Genomic DNA, 26,245 nt, shown 5'->3' on the forward strand with positions numbered 1-26,245 from the left:
AATTATGCATATCCATTTTTTAGGGTTATTCATTGATTGATTTTATTTACGATTGCCTCTTTATATGCATGCATTTCTAATATATCAAAAAAGAAACTTGCTTTCTTATATGTATCTTCAATCTCTGCCTCATCATACTCCAACCTTTCTAGACATTCACCTCTTTGATAGTACAGCTGCCCAATTAATGCCATACTATTAATTCGGCAAGATATTTCAATCGCCTTATTCACTTGATATAAGGCTTGTTCATATTGATTATCTAAGTATAATGCTTTTGCATGATTATATCTTACCTTCACGTCGAATTCTTCATTATCATGCAATGACTCTAATTGTTTCAATATACCTTCAAATAACTCAATACTCTTCTTAAAATAGCCATTTTCAGCATAAATATTTGCGATTGCATTTTCTATATAGAGGTTTTGGTATACATCTATTCCAGCTAATTGTTGGTTTAACAATTTTTTCAATTCTAAAATACAATATTCGTAATCAATTTTCTTCAACATGTAAGCTGCTACATGATATTGCCATTGAAGAAACTGCTGGAATTCGGGATGATATTCTTCCTTTTTCAGCTCATTCCATACTCTATTATAAATCTCTTTATATTTTTTTTGCTTACATAGCGTAATGACTTGATCTTTAAACTGCTTTTTTCTCTCAATATCTGAATAAATGAGTACCTCATAAAAATGAATAATGGGAACTTGTAACTTTGCTGCAATACCTTGCAATATATCCATACTTGGGTATACTGCGCCTGATTCAATTCGGCTCACTTCCGATTGATGACATATGTTCTCGGATAACTGTTTTTGTGTTAATCCCCGCATTACCCTAATTTTCTTAATTTCACTTCCTAATTTTTCTGCGTGCATACTTACTCACCATCCCATTATAACAATATAATTTGTTAAGTTGTCATACCACTACAATAATGTGAGTTCGACAATTTTTGACATGAAATAATGCATAATATATATAAAATTCGGCAAATTCTTCATACAATTCGTCTCACATATAATAATAGATTAGTGGTTTTATAAATAAATTATAGAAGATTCGTCCGTGCCTTCGTTACATTCGGTCTTCTTTTTCCTTTATTAGCAGTAGCAGAAGTTATTCACACCCAAGAATTAGGCAGAAATGAAGTAAAATTTGAAATTACTTAGCCTAATTTAACGCTTAAAAAATTACACAACCTCAAAATGATACGAAAAAAACATACTGAAAAAGTATTTAAAAGGTGAGATAAATGAGGCAAAAGCTCAACAAAAGTGAATGACAACTGAAATGAATATAGATTCCCAACCTACAAATAAAGCAACAAAAGAAAATCAAACCGAAGCTCGCCTTGCACAAACATATAAAAACTATAAAGTATATGGCCAAGATCTCATTGTAAAAGTAGATAAAAATGGAGTAATCACAACTGTTAGTGGTAAAGTTGTCCAAAACTTAGATCAACAACCTAATCTTACTATAACAAATTTTTTGTCGAAAAATGAAGTAAAATCTAAATTACACGATATACTTCAAATCCTGAGCGATGCGACTGTGACGAAACTCTCTATCGAAATACTTGTTTATAAGAAAAAAGAAGTTTACCATTCATAGGTAAACTTCTTTTCATATCCATCCCTTTTCTTCCGCAATTGTAATTGCCTCAATTCTATTTTTCGCATCAAGCTTCGTTAATACTTCAGAAATATAATTACGTACTGTACCTGGCGAAAGATAAAGTGCCTTGGCAATTTCATTTGTCGTCTTTCCTTCTTTTGCAAGTAGCAATACTTCTTTTTCGCGATCCGATAACGGATTTTGCTCCTGCCATAAGCCGAACATTAAATCTTGAGAAATCTCTCGTTTTCCTTTCATTACATTACGAATCGATGCAGCTAAATCCTCGCTTGGGCTATCTTTTAATAAATATCCGTGCACACCAGCTTTCATTGCTCGTTCAAAATATCCCGGGCGCGCAAATGTTGTTAAAATCATTACTTTACATGCCGATTTTTCTTTCTTCAACGTTTCCGCAACATCTAATCCACTTTGAATTGGCATTTCAATATCCATAATGCTTACATCAGGCTTTAACGATTCAATTAGTTTTAGCGCCTCTTCCCCGTTTGCAGCCTGCCCAATTACTTCAATATCATCTTCTAGATCAAGCAGGGCCCCTAATGCACCACGAAGCATCCGCTGATCTTCTGCAATAATAATTCGAATCATGCCTTCACCTCATCTTTTCCTGTTCGAATAACAACTGGAACTTTTACTGTTAATAGTGTTCCTGGATTAATCGTACCTAGTTCAACAAATCCATCAATAAGAGCGATTCGCTCCTTCATACCACGAATACCATTCCCATCGTGATTTTGATCCGCTAAACCGATTCCGTTATCTTTTACTGTCAAAATCAACTCACCTTGTGATTCTAGTAAAGAAACTGTGCAATGCGTTGCCTTACTATGCTTTACAACATTCGTAACAGCTTCACGTAAACACATTCCTAAAATATTTTGTTCAATGGGTGATAGCAAACTTGCACTCGTTTCTTGTTTTATCTCTAATTCAATATTAGCAGCTTGTAAGATCGCTTTTATTTGCTCAAGCTCTTCTTCTACTGTAATCATGCGCATATCAGAAATTAATTCTCTTAGCTGCTTTAAAGCGGTACGAGATGTTTGTGTAATTTCTTTCGCTTCCACACTTGCGCGTTCTGGATTTTTCACAATCAACTTCTCCACGAGCTGACTTTTTAACGTAATAAGAGATAGCGTATGCCCGAGCGTGTCATGAAGATCTCTTGCAATACGCTGCCGCTCTTCACGTTTTACTAAGTCTTTAATTTGCTCGTTTGCTTCATTTAATTGATTTCTTAATATCTTTTTCTGATTAAAGTTGCGCATACCAAATGGTGTAAGAAGCATTAAAATAAACATCGGTACGATATTTATTAAACTTGTAGGTGTTAGTTGATTCATATTTATAAATACAAATGCTCCAAGCATTACAACTAACAAACATAGTAATACCCGAAATGCTTTCTTACTTGGTGCAAATCCCATCGCACTTGCCGTGAAAAAGCCAAAAAATATCATGAAGGGATTATAAAATAAAGCAAATAAATAGATAAGCACCATCTGTATACATGCCCACAAAACAAACGTCTTCTGAACAAAATAAAGTTGACGGTATGTGATAATAAAAAGTATCAACATACCGCTCCCTAGCACAAACTTCCATCCTGACACTTGCGCTAAATGGTAAATTGGAAATAATAAATACACAAGAAACATATACGGAAAGAATCCCATATGCTTCGGAAAAATCTCAATCCTCTTCTTCTCTATCATTTATACCGCTTCCTGTCTTTTTCTTATATATATTGATACTACAACAAATATAAGGAAATAACCTCCTAATACCGCGATATTTTCCCATCCAATTGATTTTCCAGCAACAATATCCCATGCACCACTTCCAAAATGGTATGTTGGTGTCCATTCACCGATAGATCTTAATATTTTCGGGAATACTTCGATTGGCATCCATAAGCCACCAAGAATTGCTAAACACATATTTAAAATATTTGCTAAGCCCGCAGCAGCATCCGCCTTCTTAATAGAACCTATTACTGTTCCTAATGCTAAAAATGGTGTTACACCTAACAACAACCATAATCCAGCACCAATCCATTGCCCTACCGTTAACTCCACATGATTAATTAATATTCCTGCAATAAAAATAACTAAGATTGAAAAAGCATTTACTACTGTTTGAGCGATGATCTTTGCTGTTATATACGCTCCCTCTGGAAGTGGTGTAATTTTCAACAAATGTGTCCACCCTTGCCCTTTTTCCTGAGAAATCCTTACACCGAAACTAAAAAGTGCTGTCCCTACAATACTAAACGTCGCCATCGAGATTAAATAATGCGCTTTCCACGCATCTCCGTTTTGTGGCACTTGAACAACATTTGTGAAAATATAGTAAAACATAACTGGCATTAATAATGAGAAAAAGATAAATAATTTATTGCGGAACGTACGTAAAATTTCTATTTTGCATTGCATCCATAAAGCTTTCATGCGATTTCCCCCTTCTGATTTGCGACAAACTGCTCAAATGCTTCATCAAGACTTCCACGTTCAACTGAAATATTTGTTACAGGTAAGTTCTTTTCATAAATTGCTTTTAAGGTTGCATCCGTATCTTCAGTTATTAAAGTGAAGTGACCTTCGTTTGATTGTACTTCTGTTACATTTGGTAATTCCTTTAATAACTTTGTAGGAATGCTTTCCTTCGAATAAAACGTGATTGTTTTTCGTGAAATCGTCGCTTTCATCTCATCTGGTGTACCGTCTGCGATAATCTTTCCATTTGCAAACAATAAAATACGATTCGCCAATGCATCCGCTTCTTCTAAATAGTGCGTCGTCAAAATAATTGTTTTCCCTTCACTTGCTAACTTTCGAATCGTTTCCCAAAACGTTCTTCGAGACGTAATATCCATTCCAACTGTCGGTTCATCTAAAAATAGCAAATCTGGATTTCCTGCAAGTGCGAGTGCGAAATTTAACCTTCTCTTTTGACCACCTGATAATTTCTCACATCTTTGCTTTCGTTCCGATTTTAAATTCGATAACTGTAGCAACGTTTCTTTCGCTATCGGATTCGTATAATAGCTGCGGAATAACTCAATTGCCTCTTCCACCGTAATGCTATCAATAACACTTACTTCTTGTAACATCGCACCGAGTCTATTACGAACATCTCTATGCTTTGGACTCTTTCCGAATATAGAAACCGTTCCTTCCGTCGGATCCTTTAGTCCAAGCATCATCGACATCGTCGTCGTTTTCCCTGCACCATTCGGTCCAAGCAATGCTACGATTTCTCCTTTATTCACATGAAATGAAACGTTATTTACTGCTTTTTTATGTTTAAATGTTTTAGAAACACTATTTACTTCAATAATCTTTTCCATCTCTCCACCCCCGCTGTTTCTTATATTTACATTGTATTCCTTGGAAAACTTAGGAAACAGTATGATGCGTCATAACATCGATATGACAATTGTCATGTATTCTTTATGAGAGGAATCAATCCGCCATACTGCAAGCGAGTAGCAGGACGAAAATAAACATGATACAATCGGGTAAGATATATATTCGAGGAAGGACAGTGGTTTTCATGATTATTCGTAATGAACAAGATTTAGAAGGCTTACGAAAAATCGGCCGCATCGTTGCGCTTGCACGTGAAGAAATGAAAAAAGAAGCGAAGCCAGGTATGACAACGAAAGAGCTTGATTTGATCGGTAAAAAAGTATTAGATGAGCATGGTGCTATTTCTGCACCTGAAAAAGAATATGATTTCCCTGGCGTAACTTGCATCAGTGTAAACGAAGAAGTTGCTCACGGTATTCCAGGTGATCGTGTATTAAAAGAAGGCGACCTTGTAAATGTCGACGTATCTGCAGCACTTGATGGTTATTATGCAGATACAGGTATTTCATTTGTACTTGGAGAAGATGAAGCAAAAGAAAAGCTTTGCCAAGCAGCTGTTGATGCCTTTTGGGCAGCAATGAAAAAGGTGAAAGCTGGTTCAAAACAAAACCAAATTGGTCGTGCCGTTTCAAACTTTGCACATAAAAATGGATACAATGTTATTCAAAACTTAACTGGTCACGGTATTGGTCTTAGCTTACATGAAGCACCAAACCACATTTTAAGCTATTTTGATCCAATGGATAATGCGCTTCTAAAAGACGGTCTTGTTATCGCTGTAGAGCCATTCATTTCTATGAAAGCTGATCATATTATCGAACGTGGCGATGATGGTTGGACATTCGTTACACCTGATAAAAGCCTTGTTGCACAATGTGAACATACAGTTGTCGTAACACGCGGCGAACCGATAATTTTAACAGAAATATAAAAAGAACCGCTTCTTAATAGGGAGCGGTTCTTTTTACATACTATTTTGAAAAGAAGCAATACGGTTGAACTCTTTTTCATTTACGTATATAATTTTTAACGAAGGTTATTGATGATTATCTCTTATAGAAGATAATCAAGGGAGTACCTTCTTTTTTTATTGAATAACATCGATTAAAGTAATGCGTTCTATTTATTATAAAACGCTGTCTTCACTTTGATCTACGAATTGTATACTCTTTTAGATAGTACATATTTTCTTCATTCTGACCAAATTCAAGCTACATTTTATCACTACCTCAATACGAAAGAACTTTTTACAATGGGATACATTATTTTGGTTAGTATGTATCGTAAAACTCACCTTTATAACGATTCTTTACACATTACAAGAATACAAATCCTTATAAAATAGTTTAAGCATTTCACTGCATATTTTTTGTATGTACTTATTTTATAAAGAACCACATAACAACTCGCATTCTATAAAGGTCTGATATCATTCCTTATCAGCATTTCATTCGACATTTTTTGTCGAAATTTGTATATTCACTCCCTATATTATTAAAATATGCATTTGTTTTACGTTACAAGACATCGAATATGAACACTTTTCCTATAGGAGTATACGTAGTAAAGGAGGCATCACGTAAAGCACATTGATCTATGACAAATAATCTCTTCATAAAGCATTGTTATGCAATAGAAGGATTCATAAAGGAGGCACAATGAAAAAACTTTTCAATATATGTTTAATTGTATTCGTACTATTTTCGCAACTTGCTAGTTTTCCATACAATCAAGTAAAAGCGGAAACCTTAACAGGGAATTCATTATTTGACACTGTTGAAATGAAAGATGCAACAAATCATATTATTGACGAAGCATTAAATCCTAAAAACTTAATACAAGTAGGATCAACCATTCACCTAGAATATGCTTGGTCAATAAAAGATCAACAAACAGACTCAGCAGTGCTCCAAATACCTAACGCATTAAAAGTAAAAAGTGACCAACAGGGAAATCTGATGGCAGAGCAACAAATTATTGGTCAATATTTTGTTAAAGCAAACGATAACAAAATGAAACTAGTATTTAACGACCAAGTAAAAGATTCCAAAGGTGCTAACGGAAAAATCAGTATTGATACAGTATTCAATCCAGATTTAAAATCTGGTGCAAAATCTGTTCAACTCTCTTTCCCTTTAGGTGCAACAGCTAAGCCTATTTCAGTTCCTGTTCAAGTAGATAACCCGGCTTCACCTACTACGGATAAGGATACTGCTCCAAAGCCTGCGGAAGAGCAAAAGAGCAACGATGTTCAAAAGCCTGTGGAAGAACAAAAGAACAATGATGCTCAAAAGCCTGCGGAAGAGCAAAAGAACAACGATGCTCAAAAGCCTGCGGAAGAGCAAAAGAACAACGATGCTCAAAAGCCTGCGGAAGAGCAAAACAATAACGATGCTCAAAAGCCCGCGGAAGAGCAAAAGAACAACGATGCTCAAAAGCCTGTGGAAGAGCAAAAAAATGGTGAAACTCAACAATCTACAGAGCAACCTGGTGACAGTCCAGATCTATCACCTAAGCAAATTACAGAAAATATTTTAACAGGTGTCACATTAACGGATAAAGACGGTAAACCATTTAATAATACAGATAATCGTCCAAATCCAAATTCTATTACCAAAATCGATTTTACATGGGAAGTTTTAAAGTCGCTGAACGTCAAAAAAGATGATTATTACACTTTCCAACTCCCAGAATACTTTATTGTCCACAATACCATTACAGAAGATTTAATAGATGGACAAGGAAACACGATTGGATCATTCGTTGTTACGCCTGATGGCAAAGTAACGATGACTTTTAACGAATATGTTGAAGATAATCCTAATATAGCTGGACATTTAAACATTCGTACGGAGTTTAATGAAGTAAAAATTACAGGGGCTACCGAAAAACAAATCCCATTCCCTATTAAAGAAAAAGACGTTATTGTTGAGCTTGATTTCAAGCCTAAAGTAAAAAAATCTATAGATAAAAAAGGTGTACCTGATAGACCAATTAATACGAATCAAATTAATTGGAAAGTAGAGATGAACAAAACAAAAGATAAGCTTACAAATGCCGTCTTTCAAGATGACATTCCAAATGGGGCTAGTCTCAACGAAGATTCTATCAAGGTTTACTATTTAGAAGTAGATATTAATGGAAAAACAACTCGTGGTGCAGAAGTTCCTAAAGAAGAATATGAACTTACTTCATCCTCTAATAAATTAAATATCGCTTTCAAAAAAGAAACGAATAAAGCATATGAAATTGAATATGCAACGAAGATTACAGATGAAAGTGTTACTAGCTTCAAAAATAACGCAAAAGTATCCAGTAAAAATCAAAAAGATGTATCTGCGAATGCAACTGTAACTGTTTCACGCGGTACACATCTAGCGAAAAATAGTAGATACAATCCAAAAACACAGACGATTGAATGGACGATTACTTTTAACGGGGACCAGCGAGATATTAAAAAAGCTGATGCACTTTTAAAAGATGTTTTGGATAAATCTCATAAAGTTGATAAAAATTCTATCGTGGTAAAAAATGCTTCTTATGATGATGCAGGAAAACTTGTTACAGGTGACAACGCCACAAACTTTACTGTAAAGGAAAACGATGATGGATTTGATTTGCAATTTACTGAAGATATCAATAGCGCCTATGTCATTACTTATACATCGAAAGCTACGAATGATGTCATAAGAGATGGCGCAATCAAAAATGAAATTATCGCAGATGGTGGCTCAAGCAAAACAAACAAAGTTACGTTAAAACAACAAAATATCATAAAGAAACACAATAAAAATGCAGGCGATACAGATTACAATGCGAAAACAACAAAATGGACCATTATTGTAAATGATAATAACTACGTGTTAAACGACGCTGTTATTACTGATACATTTGACTTTGGTGGCCTAACGTTACAGGAGAATAGTTTCAAGATTACTGACGGATCAAATGAACTTAAATTAGGACATGACTACACACTTCATGCAACCGATAAGGGATTTGAAGTGAAACTAACTGGTGATTATAAGTCAAATATGGATAAAACTTTAACTATCACATACACAACAGACTTTAATTATGAAAATTTATCCAAAGAGAATGATAATAAATCATTCAAAAATACAGCAAATTTATCATGGATAGACATAAATGATAAAAAGAACAATAGTTCATCTGATGATACATTTGATCCTGATTACTACACAAAAGGAAACGGATTTAAATACGGTTCTTACAATGCCCAAACGAAAGAAATTAAATGGGACATAGGGTTTAACTATAATAATAGACCGATTAAGGATCCTTCTATCGTTGATGTATTAAGAGATAACCAAAAATTAATACCGGAATCTATTGAAGTTCGACATATGAAATTAACTGGTGGTGCACATGGATTTGAAGTAAGTGATCCTGTTCCTCCTAGCGAATATACGATAGAAAATCCAACAAAAGATAATAACAATACATTAACGGTTCATTTTAAAAACGAAATTAATTCTGCGTATTACATTAGCTTTAAAACTTCACTCGCAGGTGAACAAATTAATAAGCGCTACGATAATTATGCCGATTTAAAAGATGGATCAGAAACTGTTACTACTATCCATGGTGCATTTGAAATCACGAACGGTGGTAGCGGTATTACGAAAACAGCGAAACAAAATGACAAGTATATTGATTGGAGTGTTTCTATTAACGCAAGTCAGTCAACTATTGAAAATGCTGTCGTAACAGACGAACCGACAGACAATCAAATGCTTGATGAAAAGTCCTTCCATCTATATCCGACAACAGTAGCCGTAGATGGAACTTTAACGAAAGATACAGCAAATGAATTAAAAGAAGGAACAGACTATAAACTCAAAGTAATAACAGACAACGATACAGGGAAACAACAATTTAAAGTTGAATTTCTTCATACCATTGAACGGGCTTATATTTTAGAATATCGCTCACTCATTAATGCAGACCATAATGAAAAGGTAAGTAATAAAGCGACGATTACTGGTCACCGTTTAACATTAACGAAAGTGGAAGATGTTAAGTTCGTTGAAGTTAAAGTATCTTCTGGATCTGGAGGTGGTTCTGCTAATAAAGGACGCGGAAGCCTTCAAATTATAAAGGTTGATGACAAAGATCAAAAAGTACGATTAGCTGGAGCAGAATTTACTTTATATGATCAAACAGGTACAACCGCTATTCGACCAATTACAACAGGTGATGACGGTGTTGCTAAGTTTAACAACTTACGACGTGATAAATATTTAATTAAAGAAACGAAAGCACCTACAGGTTATGTAATTAGTAAAGAATTAAGAGAAGGTATACTTGTTGAGCTAGGCTCTGAAGAAATCACAAAATATACTTTTACAAATAAAAAGTTTGTTGGGAAAGTAGTACTTACAAAAACTGATGCTACGAGTAGAGAGAGACTTGAACATGCTGTTTTCTCTTTACTGGATCAAAACAAACAGGTTATTCCTGAACATAAAGAATTAATAACAAATGATAAAGGACAAATTACTGTAGATCATTTAAAACCAGGAACTTACTACTTACAAGAAACAAAGGCTCCTGAGCATTATAAATTAGATGATCGACTGATTGAGGTTAAAATCGCGGAAGATCAAACAACAGTAATCAACCGAACTGCAACAAACAGCTTGATTCCAGGCGCGGCCATTTTAACAAAAGTCGATAAAGATGGAAAAACCTTAGCTGGTGCGGAGTTCAGTGTAAGAGACCGGAACAACATAAAAGTTCCTGGTTATGAAAAGTTAACGACAAATGATCAAGGACAAATCGAAGCAAAAGATTTACGCCCTGGAGACTATCAATTTGTCGAAGAAAAGGCACCGAAAGATTACGACATAGATAAAAAACCGATTGAGTTTACAATTGTAAAAAGTCAAAAGAAAGCAGTTACTGTTACTGCGACAAATCACCTCATTAAAGGTGGCGTCACTTTAACAAAAACTGATGATATCGATGGTACAGCTCTTGCAGGTGCTGTATTTAAAATTGTCGATGCTAATGATGAAAAGAAAGTCATTCGCAAAAATGTAACAACTGGTGCGGATGGTAAAGTAACTGTTAAAGACTTAGAGCCTGGTACGTATAGATTTATTGAAACAGAAGCTCCTAAGGATTATGTGTTAAATACAAATCCTATCGAGTTTACAATCGATAAAAGCCAACAGTCATTTGCTACTGTTACGGCAACTAACAGTTTAAAAACAGGAGAAGTTGAATTATTAAAAGTTGATGAATTCGGTGATAAAAAACCTCTAAAAGGCGCCGTATTTAAGATTGTTGATGTAAATAACAATGATGTTCGTACTGACCTAACTACAAATGCTGATGGAAAAACAAAAGCTGATAAGTTACGTCCTGGTACGTATAAATTTATTGAAACAGCTGCTCCTGAACATTACGTTTTACGAGCAGAACCTATTGAATTTACAATCGATAGAAGTCAGAAAGAAACTCTACTTGTGAAAGCTGAAAATGCTTTAAAACCAGGAGATGTTGAATTAACGAAAGTTGATGATATCGATGGTACAGCTCTTGCAGGTGCTGTATTTAAAATTGTTGATGCTAATGATGAAAAGAAAGTCATTCGCGAAAATATAAAAACGGGTGCGGATGGTAAAGCTATCGCTACTGGCTTACGCCCTGGCGACTATAAATTTATCGAAGTAACAGCACCGAAGTATTATGATAAGAACACAAGTCCAATCAAGTTCACAATTACAGAAAGTCAAACAACGTCAGCTACTGTTACTGCTAAAAACAGCTTAACAAAAGGCGGTATTGAATTAACAAAAGTGAATGCTGCAGATGAAAAGGAAACACTTGAAGGTGCAGTATTTAAAATCGTTAATAGAGATACGAATGAAGATACTCGTACGAACCTTGTTACGAATAGTGAAGGAAAGTTAGTTGTAGACGACTTACGTCCTGGTAACTATAAACTTATCGAAACAAAGGCTCCAACTTATTATGATGTAAATGTAGAGCCAATTGAATTTACAATCGAAAAAGGACAACAAAAACTTCTTCCACTTACATTTAAAAATAGTTTAACGAAAGGAAAAGTTAAACTTATTAAAGAAGATGATGTGGAGAGTAGTATCGCTCTTGCCGGCGCAGTGTTCACATTACAAGACGCAAACGGTACAGAAATTGCGAAAGATTTAAAAACAGATGATCATGGAGTAATAGTTATTCCTGACTTAGCACCAGGAGATTATCAATTTATTGAAACATCAGCTCCTGAACATTATAAATTAGATCAAACACCTATTAAGTTCACAATTAAAAAAGGTAGCAAGGATGATCTTCCAGTCCCTGTCATTGTAACAAATAGTTTACTTACAGGTGGCGTTACTTTAACAAAAGTTGATGACGTTGATGGCGCTACTATTGAAGGTGCAGAATTTATCATTGTTGATGCTCATGATACGAAAAAGGTGGTTCGTAAAGAGTTAACTACCGATAAGCAGGGTAAAGTTTCTGCTTCTGACTTGCGCCCAGGTGACTATCAATTTATTGAAGTAAAAGCTCCCAAAGACTATACGTTAGCCAACGATCCTATTCCGTTCACTATCGGAAAAAGTCAAAAAGAAAACATTACTGTTACTGCTACTAACAGCTTAAAGAAAGGTGCAGTCACATTAACGAAAATTGATGACATCGATCGTACAATGCTAAAAGGTGCAATCTTTAAAATTGTTGATATGAAGGGTAACGAAGTTCGCACAAACCTTGGTACAGATAAAAATGGAAAAATTTCCGTTTCTGATTTACGTCCTGGAGACTATCAGTTCATTGAAACAAAGGCTCCTGAGCACTATGTATTAGACGAAACACCGATTCCATTTACAATTGAAAGAAGTCAAACGAAAGAGATCAATGTTACAGGTAAAAACACTTTGAAAAAAGGTAGCGTTGAACTAACAAAGATTGATGATATTGATACTAATACGAATCTTGCTAATGCTGTATTTAATTTATTAGATGAAAACGGACAAGTAGTTGAAGAAGGCTTAAAAACAAATGCTGAAGGAAAAATTGTTGTTGAAAACCTACGTCCTGGTACGTATCAATTCGTTGAGACAATAGCTCCTGAACATTACGATTTAAATAATACACCGATCGAATTTACAATTAAGAAAAGCCAAACTGAAACTCTTCATATTACGGCTAAAAACGCTCTAACAAAAGGTGGCGTTGAACTTTCTAAAGTAGATGACATCGATGGCACTAAACTTGAAGGTGCAGTATTTAACATTGTTGATATGAAGGGTACTGTCATTCATAAAGATCTTGTTACAAATAGTAAAGGGAAAATCGAAATCGATGACCTACGTCCAGGTAATTATCAATTCATCGAAACGAAAGCTCCTAAGCATTACGTTTTAGATGAAACACCAATCCCTTTCACTATTGAAAAAGGACAAAAGAAAGCTATTTCTTTAACTGCTAAAAATAGCTTACAACAAGGTAGTATTGAACTACTTAAAGTAGATGATCTAAACGATCAAATGAAACTTTCTGATGCGGTATTTAATTTACTAGACCAAAACGGGAAAGTGCTTAAAACAGATTTAAAAACAAATAATGAAGGAAAAATCGTTGTTGAAAATTTACGTCCTGGTACGTATAAATTTGTCGAAACAACAGCTCCGAAACATTATGATTTAGACAAAAAACCAATTGTAGTTACAGTTGAAAAAAGCCAAAAAGGTATTGCTACTGTTACTATGAAAAATAGTTTAACAAAAGGCGGCGTTGAACTTTCTAAAGTGGATGACGTCGACGGGGCTACTCTTGAAGGCGCAGTATTTAACATTGTTGATATGAAGGGTACTGTAATTCGCGAGAATCTTACTACAAATTCACAAGGTAAAATTAGCGTTCCTGACCTACGTCCAGGTGATTATCAATTCATCGAGACAAAGGCTCCGAAACATTACGATTTAAATAAAGAACCGATTCCTTTCACTATTGAAAAAGGACAAACCGAACCGATTTCTGTTACTGCTAAAAATAGTTTAACAAAAGGTGCGGTAGAACTTTCTAAAATGGATGATATCGACGGTACTGCTCTTGAAGGTGCAGTATTTAAAATTGTTGATATGAACGGCAATGACGTTCGCACTGGCATTACGACAGATGCGAAAGGTAAAGTTTCTATTCCCGATTTACATCCTGGAGACTATCAATTTATTGAAACAACGGCTCCTAAGCACTATAAACTAGATGCTACACCAATTAAATTTACAATTGAGAAAAGCCAAGCAGAGAAGTTACAAGTCACTGCTAAGAACAGCTTAATTGAAGGTGCGGTAGAGTTAATTAAAGTGGATGATATAAATCCAGATACAAAACTTTCTGATGCAGTATTTAACATCATTGATGCGAAAGGGAAAATTGTTCGCACAAATTTAACTACTGATAAAGACGGGAAAGTTTCTGCTTCTAATTTAAGACCAGGAGATTATCAATTCGTAGAAACGAAAGCTCCGAAAGATTATGATTTAAATAATACACCGATTCCTTTCACTATCGAAAAAAGCCAAACAACTCACGTTTCTGTTACTGCTAAAAACGGCTTGACTAAGGGTGGCGTTGAATTAACGAAAGTTGACTCTTTAGATACGAAAGAAACGCTAGAAGGTGCGGTATTTAAAATTACTGATATGAACGGTAATGATATTCGTACGAATTTAGTTACCAATAAAGACGGAAAAATCATCGCTAAAGACTTACAACCTGGAGACTATCAATTTATTGAAACGAAAGCTCCAAAACATTATGACTTAAATGAAGATCCTATTAAGTTCACAATTGAAAGAAGTCAAAAAAAGCATGTCTTCGTTACAGCTACTAACAGCTTAACGAAAGGTAGTGTGGAGTTAATTAAAGTCGATGATGTTGAAAAAAACACAACACTCGAGGGTGCGGTATTTAAAATTGTTAATAAGGATGGACACGACGTCCGTACTGATTTAACTACTGATAAAAACGGCCGTTTAGTTGTGGATGAATTACCGCCAGGAGACTATGAGTTTATCGAAACAAAAGCTCCTAACCATTATGACTTAAACGAAACACCTATTAAGTTCACAGTTAAAAAAGGACAAGAAAAAATAGCTTCCGTTACTGCTAAGAATAGCTTAACAAAAGGCGCTGTGGAATTAACGAAAGTCGATGACATCGACGGCTCTACTCTTGAAGGAGCTATCTTTAAAATTGTTGATATGAACGGCAATGACGTTCGTTCTGATTTAACTACTGATAAAGATGGCAAGATTTCTGTTTCTGATTTACGTCCGGGTGACTATCAATTCATTGAAACAAAGGCTCCTACTCATTACGACTTAAATCAAACTCCTATCAACTTTACTGTTGAAAAGAGTCAAACTGCTACAGCTTCTGTTACCGCTAAGAATAGCTTAACAAAAGGCGCTGTGGAATTAACGAAAGTCGATGACATCGACGGCTCTACTCTTGAAGGAGCTATCTTTAAAATCGTTGATATGAACGGCAATGACGTTCGCGCTGATTTAACTACTGATAAAGACGGAAAAATTTCTGTTTCTGATTTACGTCCAGGAGATTATCAGTTCGTTGAAACGAAGGCTCCTGATCATTATGACTTAAATCAAACTCCTATCAACTTTACTGTTGAAAAGAGTCAAACCGCTACAGCTTCTGTTACTGCTACAAATAGCTTAACGAAGGGCGCTGTGGAACTTTCTAAAGTAGATGATGTCGATGGTACTGCTCTTAAAGGTGCAGTATTTAAAATCGTGGATATGAACGGCAATGACGTTCGCGCTGATTTAACTACTGATAAAGACGGAAAAATTTCTGTTTCTGATTTACGTCCGGGTGACTATCAGTTTATTGAAACGAAAGCTCCTACTCATTACGACTTAAATCAAACTCCTATCAACTTTACTGTTGAAAAGAGTCAAACCACTACTGCTTCTGTTACTGCTAAGAATAGCTTAACGAAGGGCGCTGTGGAATTAACGAAAGTCGATGACATCGACGGCTCTACTCTTGAAGGAGCTATCTTTAAAATCGTGGATATGAACGGCAATGACGTTCGCGCTGATTTAACTACTGATAAAGACGGAAAAATTTCTGTTTCTGATTTACGTCCGGGTGACTATCAGTTTATTGAAACGAAAGCTCCTACTGGGTACGATTTAAACGCTAAGCCAATTCCTTTCACAATTACGAAAGGACAATCTCAAGTTACTTCTGTTACAGCGTTAAATAGTTTAACAACAGGTTCAATAGAATTAACTAAAGTTGATATGGATCACAATGGAACACTTGAGGGTGCCATTTTCAATATTTTAGATCAAGATGGAAAAGTAGTACGAGAAGGCTTAAAAACAGATGGGCATGGTAAATTAATCATAAATGATTTGAAACCTGGCAATTATCAACTAGTGGAAACAAAAGCTCCTGAAGGCTATCAATTAGATGCATCACCAATAAGCTTTACAATTGAAAAAGCCCAAGCTGCACCACTACAAATTACAGTTTCAAATAAAAAGATTGAATCTTCATCAGGTGGAGATAATGAATCAATTACTCCTCCGAATAAAGAAGAGAAACCAGGTAAGGAAACTTCCGAAGAACTAGAAAAAGGTAACCCTGAAACACAAATAAACAAACAGCAAGATGACCGAAATACGGGTAAAGAACTTCCAAATACAGGTCACAAAAAAGATTCTACTCAAACAGTAGGTATCTTACTTCTACTAGCTGGTTTGTTAAGTATTTTAGCTACAAAACGCAAAAAATATTATTAATAGTTTTTCACACCCAATCAAGTGAACATTTGATTGGGTGTTTTTTTATACAAAAAAGGACGATACATAGAGTATCGTCCTTTTAACGGGGTGAGGCTGTCCAAAAGTACGGAAAACCTTTGAACAGCCTCGTATTTTCATATGGATGCCTTACATATATCACTGATGATAATTATGAAATGCGGAAACATATTTATCATCACATGATTCAAACACGAGAAAAGAAACCCTACAGTGGATTCTTTTCTCTACATAATCTAAAGTTTGGGTACACTAGATTCATGCAATGTAGGAGCTTTCCAAATAGAAAGCGAACCTTCGTTTAAAATGATAGCATACATATCTCCGTCAAAAATATGCAAATGTGCATATAGCGTTTTTTATTTCTCAATGTCAGAATATTGAAAAATAATAAAGATAAGGGTAAAATGAAGTCGTTATCCGTCTTCTTTTGTCAGTCAGAGAGAATAGAAGAATAGGAGAGGAAAAAATGAAAAAATCTTTGAAACAAAAAATAGTAAGCTCTTTGCTTGCTGTATCACTCGCTGTTAGCTTAGCTCCGATTGGACAAGCCAAAGCTGATTCCACTTCAGAAATCACACAGACTTCATCTATTACAAAACAAATTGATGCAAGCCGCGCTATCGAACACATCCGTTTCTTATCCGAAACAATTGGCCCTCGACCTGGCGGGACAAAATCAGAAGAATGGGCTTCTCGCTACGTCGGTATGCAGCTTAAATCAATGGGCTACGAAGTAGAATATCAACCATTCCAAGTGCCGGATCAATACGTTGGATTTATTGAATCACCATTATCCACAAAGCGTAATTGGCAAGCTGGTGCTGCCCCTAACGCACTAATTTCTACAGAATCTGTTACGGCTCCTCTTATCTTTGTTCAAGGTGGGACAAAATTAGAGGATATCCCAAATGAAGTAAACGGAAAAATTGTTCTATTCGAAAGAGGAACAACAGTAGCTGACTATAATAAACAAGTTGAAAATGCCGTTAGCAAAGGAGCAAAAGGTGTTCTTTTATACAGTTTAATTGGTGGACGTGGAAACTACGGACAAACTTTCAATCCCCGCCTAACGAAAAAGCAATCTATCCCTGTCTTTGGTCTTGCTTATGCGCAAGGAAATGCATTTAAAGAAGAAATCGCTAAAAAAGGAACAACAATTCTTTCCCTAAAAGCGAGACATGAATCTAATTTAACATCATTAAACGTCATCGCTAAAAAGAAACCAAAAAACAGTACAGGTAATGAAAAAGCTGTCGTTGTAAGTTCACACTACGATAGTGTCGTTGGAGCACCTGGAGCAAATGATAATGCTTCTGGTACAGGATTAGTATTAGAATTAGCTCGTGCTTTTCAAAATGTAGAAACTGATAAAGAAATTCGTTTTATTGCTTTCGGTTCTGAAGAGACTGGCTTACTTGGCTCTGATTATTACGTTAATAGTTTATCCCAAAAAGAACGCGATCGAATTTTAGGTGTCTTTAACGCAGACATGGTCGCAACAAATTACGATAAAGCAAAGAATTTATATGCTATGACGCCTAACGGTTCTCCAAACCTTGTAACAGATGCAGCCTTGCAAGCAGGTAAACAGTTAAATAATGACCTTGTACTGCAAGGAAAATTCGGCTCTAGTGATCACGTACCATTTGCTGAAGTTGGGATTCCTGCCGCTCTATTTATTTGGATGGGTGTCGATAGTTGGAATCCATTAATCTATCATATCGAAAAGGTATATCACACACCTCAAGATAACGTATTTGAGAACATTTCACCTGAACGTATGAAAATGGCATTAGAGGTTATTGGAACAGGAGTTTATAATACACTTCAAAAACCTGTCGCTCAAACTGAACAAAAAGCTGCTTAGTCATTTAAAAGACCACCGATTTTTATCAGTGGTCTTTTATTGAGAAAAAATATATATGCATAAAAGCATATTTTCTCCTACTCATTATCGTATACAATATTAACTGTAACAAAAATGATTACAACAATTAAGGAGGCTTTTCTACTATGAAAAAAATAATTTTAGCCGGTGCATTAACTTTAGCAGGAATTACTGGTGCTACCGCGTTTATTCCTGAAACAAAGGCCGCTGCCGCTACTCAAGAACAAAGCTTTACAAAATTTTATTCTTTGCAAACTGGAAGTAGTTCTGAACAAGAACCTGTTTTCCTTCAAAAGGGACAAGAGTTAACAATTCAACCTAACAGCAAAACCCCTACTTACAGTGTTTATGACTCAAATCATAACCTTATTGGACGTTATTCTGATGGCTACGGCCGAATTTTCACTGCAAAAACAGATGGGAATATGTACGTTCAATTTCATGCACCTTATGTTTACTATAGTCCTGTTAGCTTTTCGGTTACGTATACAATCCGATAAAATAAAGGGCCCTTCCCAAGGGCCTTTATTTTGTTTCCCAATTCACTTTTACAAAACCATCTTTCACCATTAAACCACTTATACTAAATACATACTTTTCATTCGCTTTCAATGTAGCTTTAAAAGTACCTTTTTTTGATTCACAGATTTCTTTTAACTCCCTTACACCTTCTCCTTCTCCTTTCCTTTCATACAAGCTAAAGCATAAATTCCCACGTTTTGCATCCGTCTCATAAGAAAATGTTACTTCTGTGTCTTTGGCATACTCAAGTTCAATACCTTTCCCAGCAATATCCCACGATGAGAATTTTGCCTCATAGCTTGTCTCTCCTTGTTGCTCACTCTCTAAATATATATCACCAGCTCTCCACATATCATCTAACGTTTGAAGAAAAGCAAAACCGCTCAGTAATACAAACATCGCACTTGCAAATATGACAACTAATGTTATCTTTTGCTTTTTCACAACATTCATCGTATGCTCTCCTTCTATTTTCTTGTTACTTCTTCGTATCATATATAACAAAACTCCAATAAAAAACGGCAATATAATTGCTACAACACTCCACCACTTACTTATTCCACGCGTTTTCGCATCTGTATACACCCATGATGCTACACATACTAAAAGTGCTATAAAAGCTAAAAACATTGTAATCCCAGCTATCTCAAATACTACAAATGGATTAGCGAACTCTATCATGTAATTTATACTCCTTCTTTAAAAACGACTGTATGACAACATATATAGGAATGTATAGGTGCATCATAATAACTATCGTTATAATGACAGATATTTTATGCTCCAAATGACTAACAAACTGCTCTAGGGTGACTGTTAATACAATCATCCAAATAGCATGAATGAAAACAACCCATCTCTTCTCTAATTTCCGAGCATTTCGCATGCCCTGCTTCGTATTATTTATTAGCTCTTCGCTAGGAATCATCTCTTTCGCTAAACTACTTTTTATCTTTTGATCAAATTTGTCTTCCTTCATAAACGAACCCCTCCAAATGTTCTCGCATTTGCTTCTTCGCATAATTAAGGCGGTATTTCACCGTACCAATTGGTATATTTAATATTTCACTCATTTCTTTGTAAGAATATTGTTCATAGTAGTAGAGTACGAGCACTGTTTTATATTTTCCGTTTAATAACTGTATAACTTCTCGTATCATTTCTGCTTCGACTTTTTGAATAAATTCTTCTGATATATTCACATCATCTGCATGCTCAATTTCTCCGCCATCTTCTTTATGAAATAAATCCAATACACGATCTTTCCATCTTTTCTTTTTACGATAAAAATCATAAAACGTACGAATACAAATCGTAGTAATCCACTTTTTATAATTTTCCACGTAAGAAAGTTGGTGCCGCGATGAAAAAACTTTTATCCATGTCTCTTGAAAAATATCTTCCGCATCTTCTTTCGTTTTCGCTAACTTATAGCATAAGGAATATATTTGCTGCTTATATATGTCAATCAATTCTTCTACCTTTTCTTCCATCATAAACCTCCTGTCATTTATATAAGACGACGCAAATTCTCCTTTTGTTTGATAAAATTTTATTTTTTTATTATTTCCATACAAAAAGGCAATCACAACATCGTGTGATTGCCTTTTACTGAAAGCGGAAAATCGGCTCCGCTTTTCTCTATTGTCCAGCTCCAGCGGCTTAGAATACTCGGTGGCTTCGCGCCTTCCTCCGAGGCAAAGTACGCCTCTCTGTCAGGAGCTCCATCCCCCTCCTATTCTGAACGAGCCGCTTCCGCTTTTCTTTATGTCTAGCTCTGCCTCCTAGCCCCTTCCGTCTAAGAACCTTCCCCACGAGAAGATAAAATGCATCTTCTGTGGGAAAGAACCTTAGCCTTCGGGACTAAACAGTCGGCTCCGCTTTTCTTAATTACATTTTTTCTGGCGCAGATACTCCTACGATTGCTAATGCGTTTTGAAGTGTCGTGCGTACTGCTTTCATTAACTCGTAGCGAGCTTTACTTAATTCTAAGTTATCTTGGTTTAATACTTTTTCTGCATTGTAGAAGCTATGTAATGTTGCTGCTAATTCAAATGCATAGTTTGTAATACGGTGTGGTAAACGTTTTTGTGCTGCATCTGCAACTACTGCTGGGAATTCACCAAGTTTTTTCAGTAACTCTACTTCTTTCTCAGAAGTAACAAGTTTGTAGTTCACGTCTCCGCCTGTAGCTAATCCTAATTCTTCACCTTGACGAAGGATACTGCATACGCGAGCGTGAGCGTATTGTGCATAATATACTGGGTTTTCATTAGATTTTGATACAGCTAAGTCCATGTCGAAATCTAAATGAGAATCGCCACTACGCATTGCGAAGAAGTAACGCATTGCGTCCACGCCTACTTCTTCCATAAGCTCACGAAGTGTAACTGCTTTACCTGTACGTTTACTCATCTTCATTTTTTCACCGTTTTGGTACAGTTGTACCATTTGGATGATTTCTACTTCAAGTGTTTCTTTATCGTAACCTAACGCTTGAATAGCAGCTTTCATACGTGGAATGTAACCGTGGTGGTCAGCACCCCAAATGTTGATTAACTTATCGAAACCACGCTCTAATTTATCACGGTGATACGCGATATCTGGCGTTAAGTACGTGTAAGAACCGTCGTTTTTAATTAATACACGGTTTTTATCATCACCGTAAGTCATTGAGCGGAACCAAGTTGCTCCATCTTCTTCAAAGATCTCGTCACGCTCTTTTAATACAGCAAGAGCTTGATCGATTTTTCCGTTTTTGTATAATGATGTTTCTGAGAACCATACATCAAATTTAACACGGAAACTTTCTAAGTCTTTTTGAAGTTTTGCTAACTCATATTTTAAACCGTACTCACGGTAGAATTCATAGCTTTCTTTTTCATCAGCTTTCGCATAACGATCGCCAAACTCTTCTGCTAAACGTTTACCAATTGCAATGATGTCTGCACCATGGTATCCGTCTTCTGGCATTTCTTTCTCTAAACCTAAAGCTTGCATGTAACGAGCTTCAACAGAAAGAGCTAAGTTATGAATTTGGTTACCAGCATCATTAATGTAGTACTCACGAGATACATCATATCCTGCTTTTGCTAATAAGTTACATAACGTGTCACCTACTGCTGCACCACGTGCATGTCCTAAGTGAAGGTCACCTGTTGGATTCGCAGATACGAACTCAACTTGTACTTTTTCACCTTTACCAGTATTCGTTTCACCGTAAGCTTCACCAGCATTAACGATCGTTGGGATTAAGTCTGTTAAGTAGCTATTATCCATGTAGAAGTTAATGAAACCAGGACCTGCGATTTCAATCTTTTCAATAGAAGCTTTTGCTTTATCGAAGTTTGCAACTAATTCTTCTGCAATCATACGAGGTGCTTTTTTCGCAACACGTGCAAGTTGCATTGCCATATTTGTAGAGAAGTCACCATTTGTTTTATCTTTTGGAGATTCTAATACTACATTTGGAATCTGTTCTTCTGTCGCTAATTCTGCCTTTAATACAGCAGCTTGAATTTCTTCTTTAATTAATCCTTTTACTTGTTCTAAAGAATTCATTATTTTGCCTCCTTCAAATTAATCGTAATTGTATATCTGCCAGCTTCTTGTTCACTTAGAAGCAATGCGTACGTTAAGAAGAGTTGTCCTTTTTTCTTTTCATCCGACCATTTAAAAAGAACGTTATCAGTCTTTGTTTGCAATGCAAACGTACCAAGTTCACTCGTGTACGTACCAGTTGTCCATTCACCTTTCACATGCGTTTGACGCATCGAAACAGCACCTGAACGCATAATGAGAACTTGTTCATCTTGGATTTTAATAATTGTTTTCACTTCGCCTTGTTCGTTCGGCTCTTGGAATGTTACGTATGTACCTTGACCTTTTACATAGTATTGACCATTTGCTTCAAAAGCAACGGTTTCCTTCCTCGCCCCTTCACGGATTTCTGTTACGAAATGAACGTGTACCGGCAAGCCTGCAAGTTGTTTCTCCACGTCTTGCACACCTTTCAAATGTTATAGATATTAAATACTACTTATAATAAATCACTTTTCCTATCATATCAAAAAAAACCTCTGTCTGTCTGCTGAAAAATCAGGAAAACTCCATTTCAAAACATAATTCACTCTCACTTTATTTCATATGATAAAATGTTTTTTAAGTCTAAATATTCTTTCATTTAAAGGGGTGAATGAAGTGCTACCAACAAAATTGAAAAAAGGTGATGAAATTAGAGTGATTTCACCATCTTGTAGTTTAAGTATTGTCTCAACTGAAAACAGGAAGCTTGCTGTAAAAAGGTTAACCGAAATGGGCTTTCACGTTACATTTTCAACATATGCTGATGAGATAGACAGATTTGCTTCCTCTTCTATTTCTTCACGCGTTCAAGACCTTCACGAAGCATTTAAAGATCCGAATGTAAAAGCCATTTTGACGACACTTGGAGGATACAATTCTAATGGCTTATTAAAACATCTCGATTACGATTTAATTCGAGAAAACCCGAAATTTTTCTGTGGCTATTCGGATATCACTGCACTAAATAATGCAATTTACACTAAAACAGGACTTGTTACATATTCAGGTCCCCATTTCTCTTCATTTGGAATGGAGAAAGGGCTCGAGTATACAACAGATTACTTTTTAAAATGCGTAACTTCTAATGAGCCGATTGAAGTCCTACCATCTGAAACATGGAGTGATGATTCTTGGTACATTGATCAGGAAAATCGAGAGTTTATTAAGAATGAAGGATACGTTTCGATTCACGAAGGAGAAGCTACGGGAGATATTATCGGTGGTAATATGAGCACATTGAACTTACTGCAAGGTACACCATATATGCCAAACTTAAAGGATAAAATTTTATTTCTTGAAGAGGATAGTTTAACTGGGAGAGCTACTCTTAAAACTTTTGATCGATATTTACATTCTCTTATGCAGCAGCAAGATTTTGAACATGTAAAAGGCATCGTTATAGGAAAGATGCAAAAAGGCGCAGAATGTACGATAGAAGACGTGCAAGAAATGATTGCTTCAAAGCCTGAGCTTGCACATATCCCTATCATTGCAAACGCAAGTTTCGGTCATACAACCCCGATTTTCACTTTCCCAATTGGCGGACGTGCAACAATCATTTCTAACAAAGAAAAAACATCTATCACTATTTTAACGCACTAAAAAAGGAGCGAATGAGTCGCTCCTTTTATCGTTTTTCTATTTTTTCCAACGCTTTTTGCGGAATTGATTCTTTCGGGATTTCAGCCCATCCTTTTCCTTGCATACCTTTTGCATAAATTTTTATAAAAGCACCCGTATGCAATTCACGGTTCATCATTCTTTTAATAACCTGTAACTTTCCGTCTTCTGTATACCCTTTAAAAGTATACAAGTATTCTCCGTCTTTTTTCTCACCTTTATCTATAACCGCATAATAATCTTGTATTTCTTTATTTGAAAAGAAGTTGTCTACAAAAGCATGTACACCTTCTGTTTTTGTGTTCAAATAATACGCTGTTCCACCTAGAATAATGGCGAATACAGTTAAAACTTTAATTACCAATTTCATACATGAACCTCCTGTTTGCACTTCTTTTTCCCTAGTCATATATCTATACTTGTATTATACGAAAAATGGCATACTATACTCTATCTAAAAGTCTTACACTTTCCTTACATTATTGTAAGGGATTTTTTCTTACAGCAAGTTCCCAAGAAAAAATTTTTCCGTTTCATACACTTTTATATTATTATTGAATGATACGAATTTTTATTACAAAAATCAAAGGAGACAGTTTTCAAATGGCTATCTTGCAAGGTTTAGCACTATTACTTGTTGTACTTTGTCTATTTACACTTTTTAGTTACCGTGCTCCTTACGGCATGAAAGCAATGGGTGCTTTAGCTAATGCAGCAATCGCAAGTTTTCTTATTGAAGCATTTCATCGTTATATAGGTGGAGAAATGTTTCATAATGACTTTTTACAATCAGTAGGAGAAGCTTCCGGTAGTATGAGCGGTGTCGCAGCAGCGATTTTAGTCGCATTAGCAATCGGTGTTTCCCCCGTATATGCTGTTTTAATCGGTATCGCTACTAGTGGATTTGGTATTTTACCAGGATTTTTCGCTGGATACGTTTGTGCCTTCGTCGTGAAATTTCTCGAAAAGAAATTACCGGCTGGTGTAGAGTTTTTAGCAATTTTATTTATCGCTGCACCAATCTCACGCGGAATGGCAATGCTTATGGATCCGCTCGTTAACGCAACACTCGGTAAAATCGGTTCTATGATTTCAGTTGCAACTACAGAAAGCCCTATTATCATGGGTATTATGCTTGGTGGATTAATAACAGTTATTTCTACCTCTCCACTGAGTTCTATGGCACTCACTGCAATGCTTGGATTAACAGGTTTACCAATGGCAATTGGTAGTCTTGCCGTAGCAGCCTCAGCCCCAATGAACTTTATTTTCTTTAAACGACTAAAGATTTGTTCAAAGAAAGACACAATTGCTGTAGCAATCGAGCCTTTAACACAAGCCGATGTTGTTTCAGCAAATCCAATTCCAATTTATGCGACAAACTTCGTTGGCGGTGCACTTGCTGGTATTATTACATCTCTGTTCCAGCTCGTTAATAATGCACCAGGAACAGCATCACCAATCCCAGGACTTCTTGTTTTATTCGGATTTAATGACGTTGTAAAAGTAACAATTGCTGCTATATTATGTGGAATCGTTACCACGATTGTTGGATACATCGGATCAATTGTGTTCCGTAAATATCCAATTCGCTCTGCTGATGACATTCGCGGCATTACTTCGGAAGAGAAGGTTGCATAAGAAAAAGAGCTATTCCCGTTGTTTGGGAATAGCTCTTTTTAATGTTACGTAATGGTAAATGAAATTATATCGACGATTTTTCAAATATATCGATCACAACTCAA

18 protein-coding genes are annotated in these 26,245 nt (G+C 35.7%); 7 read left to right on the top strand and 11 right to left on the bottom strand.

Translation table 11 applies throughout. The features are described 5' to 3' along the window. Positions 1-29: 29 nt before the first annotated feature. Entirely contained in the window at positions 30-887 is an 858-nt protein-coding gene (plcR, locus tag EGX95_RS25570; protein WP_000542922.1) for a transcriptional regulator PlcR, read from the bottom strand. 415 nt (positions 888-1,302) lie between these two features. Here plcR and EGX95_RS25580 point away from each other — a divergent pair, with 415 nt between their 5' ends. Further along, positions 1,303-1,626, top strand: coding sequence for a bacillolysin (locus EGX95_RS25580; RefSeq protein WP_012644730.1), 324 nt, complete (start codon positions 1,303-1,305; stop codon positions 1,624-1,626). A 12-nt stretch (positions 1,627-1,638) separates the two neighbouring features. On the opposite strand, the gene EGX95_RS25585 is transcribed toward EGX95_RS25580, so the two are convergent. The 4 genes from EGX95_RS25585 to EGX95_RS25600 are packed head-to-tail and all read right to left on the bottom strand — an operon-like array spanning position 1,639 to position 5,002. Next, the gene (locus EGX95_RS25585) at positions 1,639-2,241 is read right to left on the bottom strand and encodes a response regulator transcription factor (protein ID WP_000619256.1); all 603 of its coding nucleotides are present in this window, start codon (positions 2,239-2,241) and stop codon (positions 1,639-1,641) included. Further along, complete coding sequence (locus tag EGX95_RS25590) at positions 2,238-3,368, bottom strand: sensor histidine kinase (RefSeq protein ID WP_000570599.1); 1,131 nt, start codon at positions 3,366-3,368, stop codon at positions 2,238-2,240. The genes EGX95_RS25585 and EGX95_RS25590 overlap by 4 nt, the downstream gene beginning before the upstream one ends. Beyond that, entirely contained in the window at positions 3,369-4,103 is a 735-nt protein-coding gene (locus EGX95_RS25595; RefSeq protein WP_000646289.1) for an ABC transporter permease, read from the bottom strand. Next, positions 4,100-5,002 carry an ABC transporter ATP-binding protein gene (locus EGX95_RS25600; RefSeq protein ID WP_000411148.1) on the bottom strand — a complete coding sequence of 301 codons (903 nt, stop codon included), beginning with the start codon at positions 5,000-5,002 and terminating at the stop codon, positions 4,100-4,102. Before EGX95_RS25600 ends, EGX95_RS25595 begins: the two co-directional genes overlap by 4 nt. Before the next feature lie 158 nt (positions 5,003-5,160). Here EGX95_RS25600 and map point away from each other — a divergent pair, with 158 nt between their 5' ends. The 4 genes from map to EGX95_RS25620 all read left to right on the top strand — a co-directional run bounded on the left by map (position 5,161) and on the right by EGX95_RS25620 (position 19,273). Further along, positions 5,161-5,955 carry a type I methionyl aminopeptidase gene (gene map, locus EGX95_RS25605; protein WP_002096176.1) on the top strand — a complete coding sequence of 265 codons (795 nt, stop codon included), beginning with the start codon at positions 5,161-5,163 and terminating at the stop codon, positions 5,953-5,955. A 727-nt stretch (positions 5,956-6,682) separates the two neighbouring features. Further along, positions 6,683-16,861, top strand: a complete 10,179-nt coding sequence (locus EGX95_RS25610) for a SpaA isopeptide-forming pilin-related protein (protein ID WP_123805772.1) — start codon at positions 6,683-6,685, stop codon at positions 16,859-16,861. Between the two features lie 490 nt (positions 16,862-17,351). Next, the gene (locus tag EGX95_RS25615) at positions 17,352-18,752 is read left to right on the top strand and encodes a M28 family metallopeptidase (RefSeq protein ID WP_000749142.1); all 1,401 of its coding nucleotides are present in this window, start codon (positions 17,352-17,354) and stop codon (positions 18,750-18,752) included. 146 nt (positions 18,753-18,898) lie between these two features. After that, on the top strand, positions 18,899-19,273 hold the full coding sequence (locus tag EGX95_RS25620) for a hypothetical protein (protein ID WP_000720475.1): 375 nt from the start codon (positions 18,899-18,901) through the stop codon (positions 19,271-19,273). 25 nt (positions 19,274-19,298) lie between these two features. Here the strand turns inward: EGX95_RS25620 and EGX95_RS25625 are convergent, their stop codons facing one another. The 5 genes from EGX95_RS25625 to EGX95_RS25650 form a co-directional block, all read right to left on the bottom strand. Beyond that, positions 19,299-19,976 carry an ABA4-like family protein gene (locus EGX95_RS25625; RefSeq protein ID WP_000568900.1) on the bottom strand — a complete coding sequence of 226 codons (678 nt, stop codon included), beginning with the start codon at positions 19,974-19,976 and terminating at the stop codon, positions 19,299-19,301. Then, complete coding sequence (locus EGX95_RS25630) at positions 19,960-20,274, bottom strand: hypothetical protein (protein ID WP_000656676.1); 315 nt, start codon at positions 20,272-20,274, stop codon at positions 19,960-19,962. Before EGX95_RS25630 ends, EGX95_RS25625 begins: the two co-directional genes overlap by 17 nt. After that, positions 20,255-20,788, bottom strand: coding sequence for an RNA polymerase sigma factor (locus EGX95_RS25635; RefSeq protein WP_000391652.1), 534 nt, complete (start codon positions 20,786-20,788; stop codon positions 20,255-20,257). Before EGX95_RS25635 ends, EGX95_RS25630 begins: the two co-directional genes overlap by 20 nt. 397 nt (positions 20,789-21,185) lie before the next feature. Next, complete coding sequence (gene argS, locus EGX95_RS25645) at positions 21,186-22,856, bottom strand: arginine--tRNA ligase (RefSeq protein WP_001086449.1); 1,671 nt, start codon at positions 22,854-22,856, stop codon at positions 21,186-21,188. Then, entirely contained in the window at positions 22,856-23,293 is a 438-nt protein-coding gene (locus EGX95_RS25650) for a YwiB family protein (protein WP_000414867.1), read from the bottom strand. Before EGX95_RS25650 ends, argS begins: the two co-directional genes overlap by 1 nt. Before the next feature lie 202 nt (positions 23,294-23,495). On the opposite strand from EGX95_RS25650, the gene EGX95_RS25655 reads away from it, so the two are divergent. Beyond that, on the top strand, positions 23,496-24,482 hold the full coding sequence (locus EGX95_RS25655) for a S66 family peptidase (protein ID WP_000938066.1): 987 nt from the start codon (positions 23,496-23,498) through the stop codon (positions 24,480-24,482). Between the two features lie 25 nt (positions 24,483-24,507). Here EGX95_RS25655 and EGX95_RS25660 read toward each other — a convergent pair whose 3' ends face one another. After that, positions 24,508-24,870, bottom strand: a complete 363-nt coding sequence (locus tag EGX95_RS25660; protein WP_000779935.1) for a YxeA family protein — start codon at positions 24,868-24,870, stop codon at positions 24,508-24,510. Between the two features lie 233 nt (positions 24,871-25,103). Here EGX95_RS25660 and EGX95_RS25665 point away from each other — a divergent pair, with 233 nt between their 5' ends. Beyond that, the gene (locus EGX95_RS25665) at positions 25,104-26,141 is read left to right on the top strand and encodes a PTS sugar transporter subunit IIC (RefSeq protein ID WP_000996317.1); all 1,038 of its coding nucleotides are present in this window, start codon (positions 25,104-25,106) and stop codon (positions 26,139-26,141) included. Positions 26,142-26,245 lie beyond the last annotated feature (104 nt).

The sequence above is a fragment of the Bacillus sp. FDAARGOS_527 genome (genome assembly GCF_003812125.1).
In the GTDB taxonomy this organism is placed as follows: domain Bacteria; phylum Bacillota; class Bacilli; order Bacillales; family Bacillaceae_G; genus Bacillus_A; species Bacillus_A paranthracis.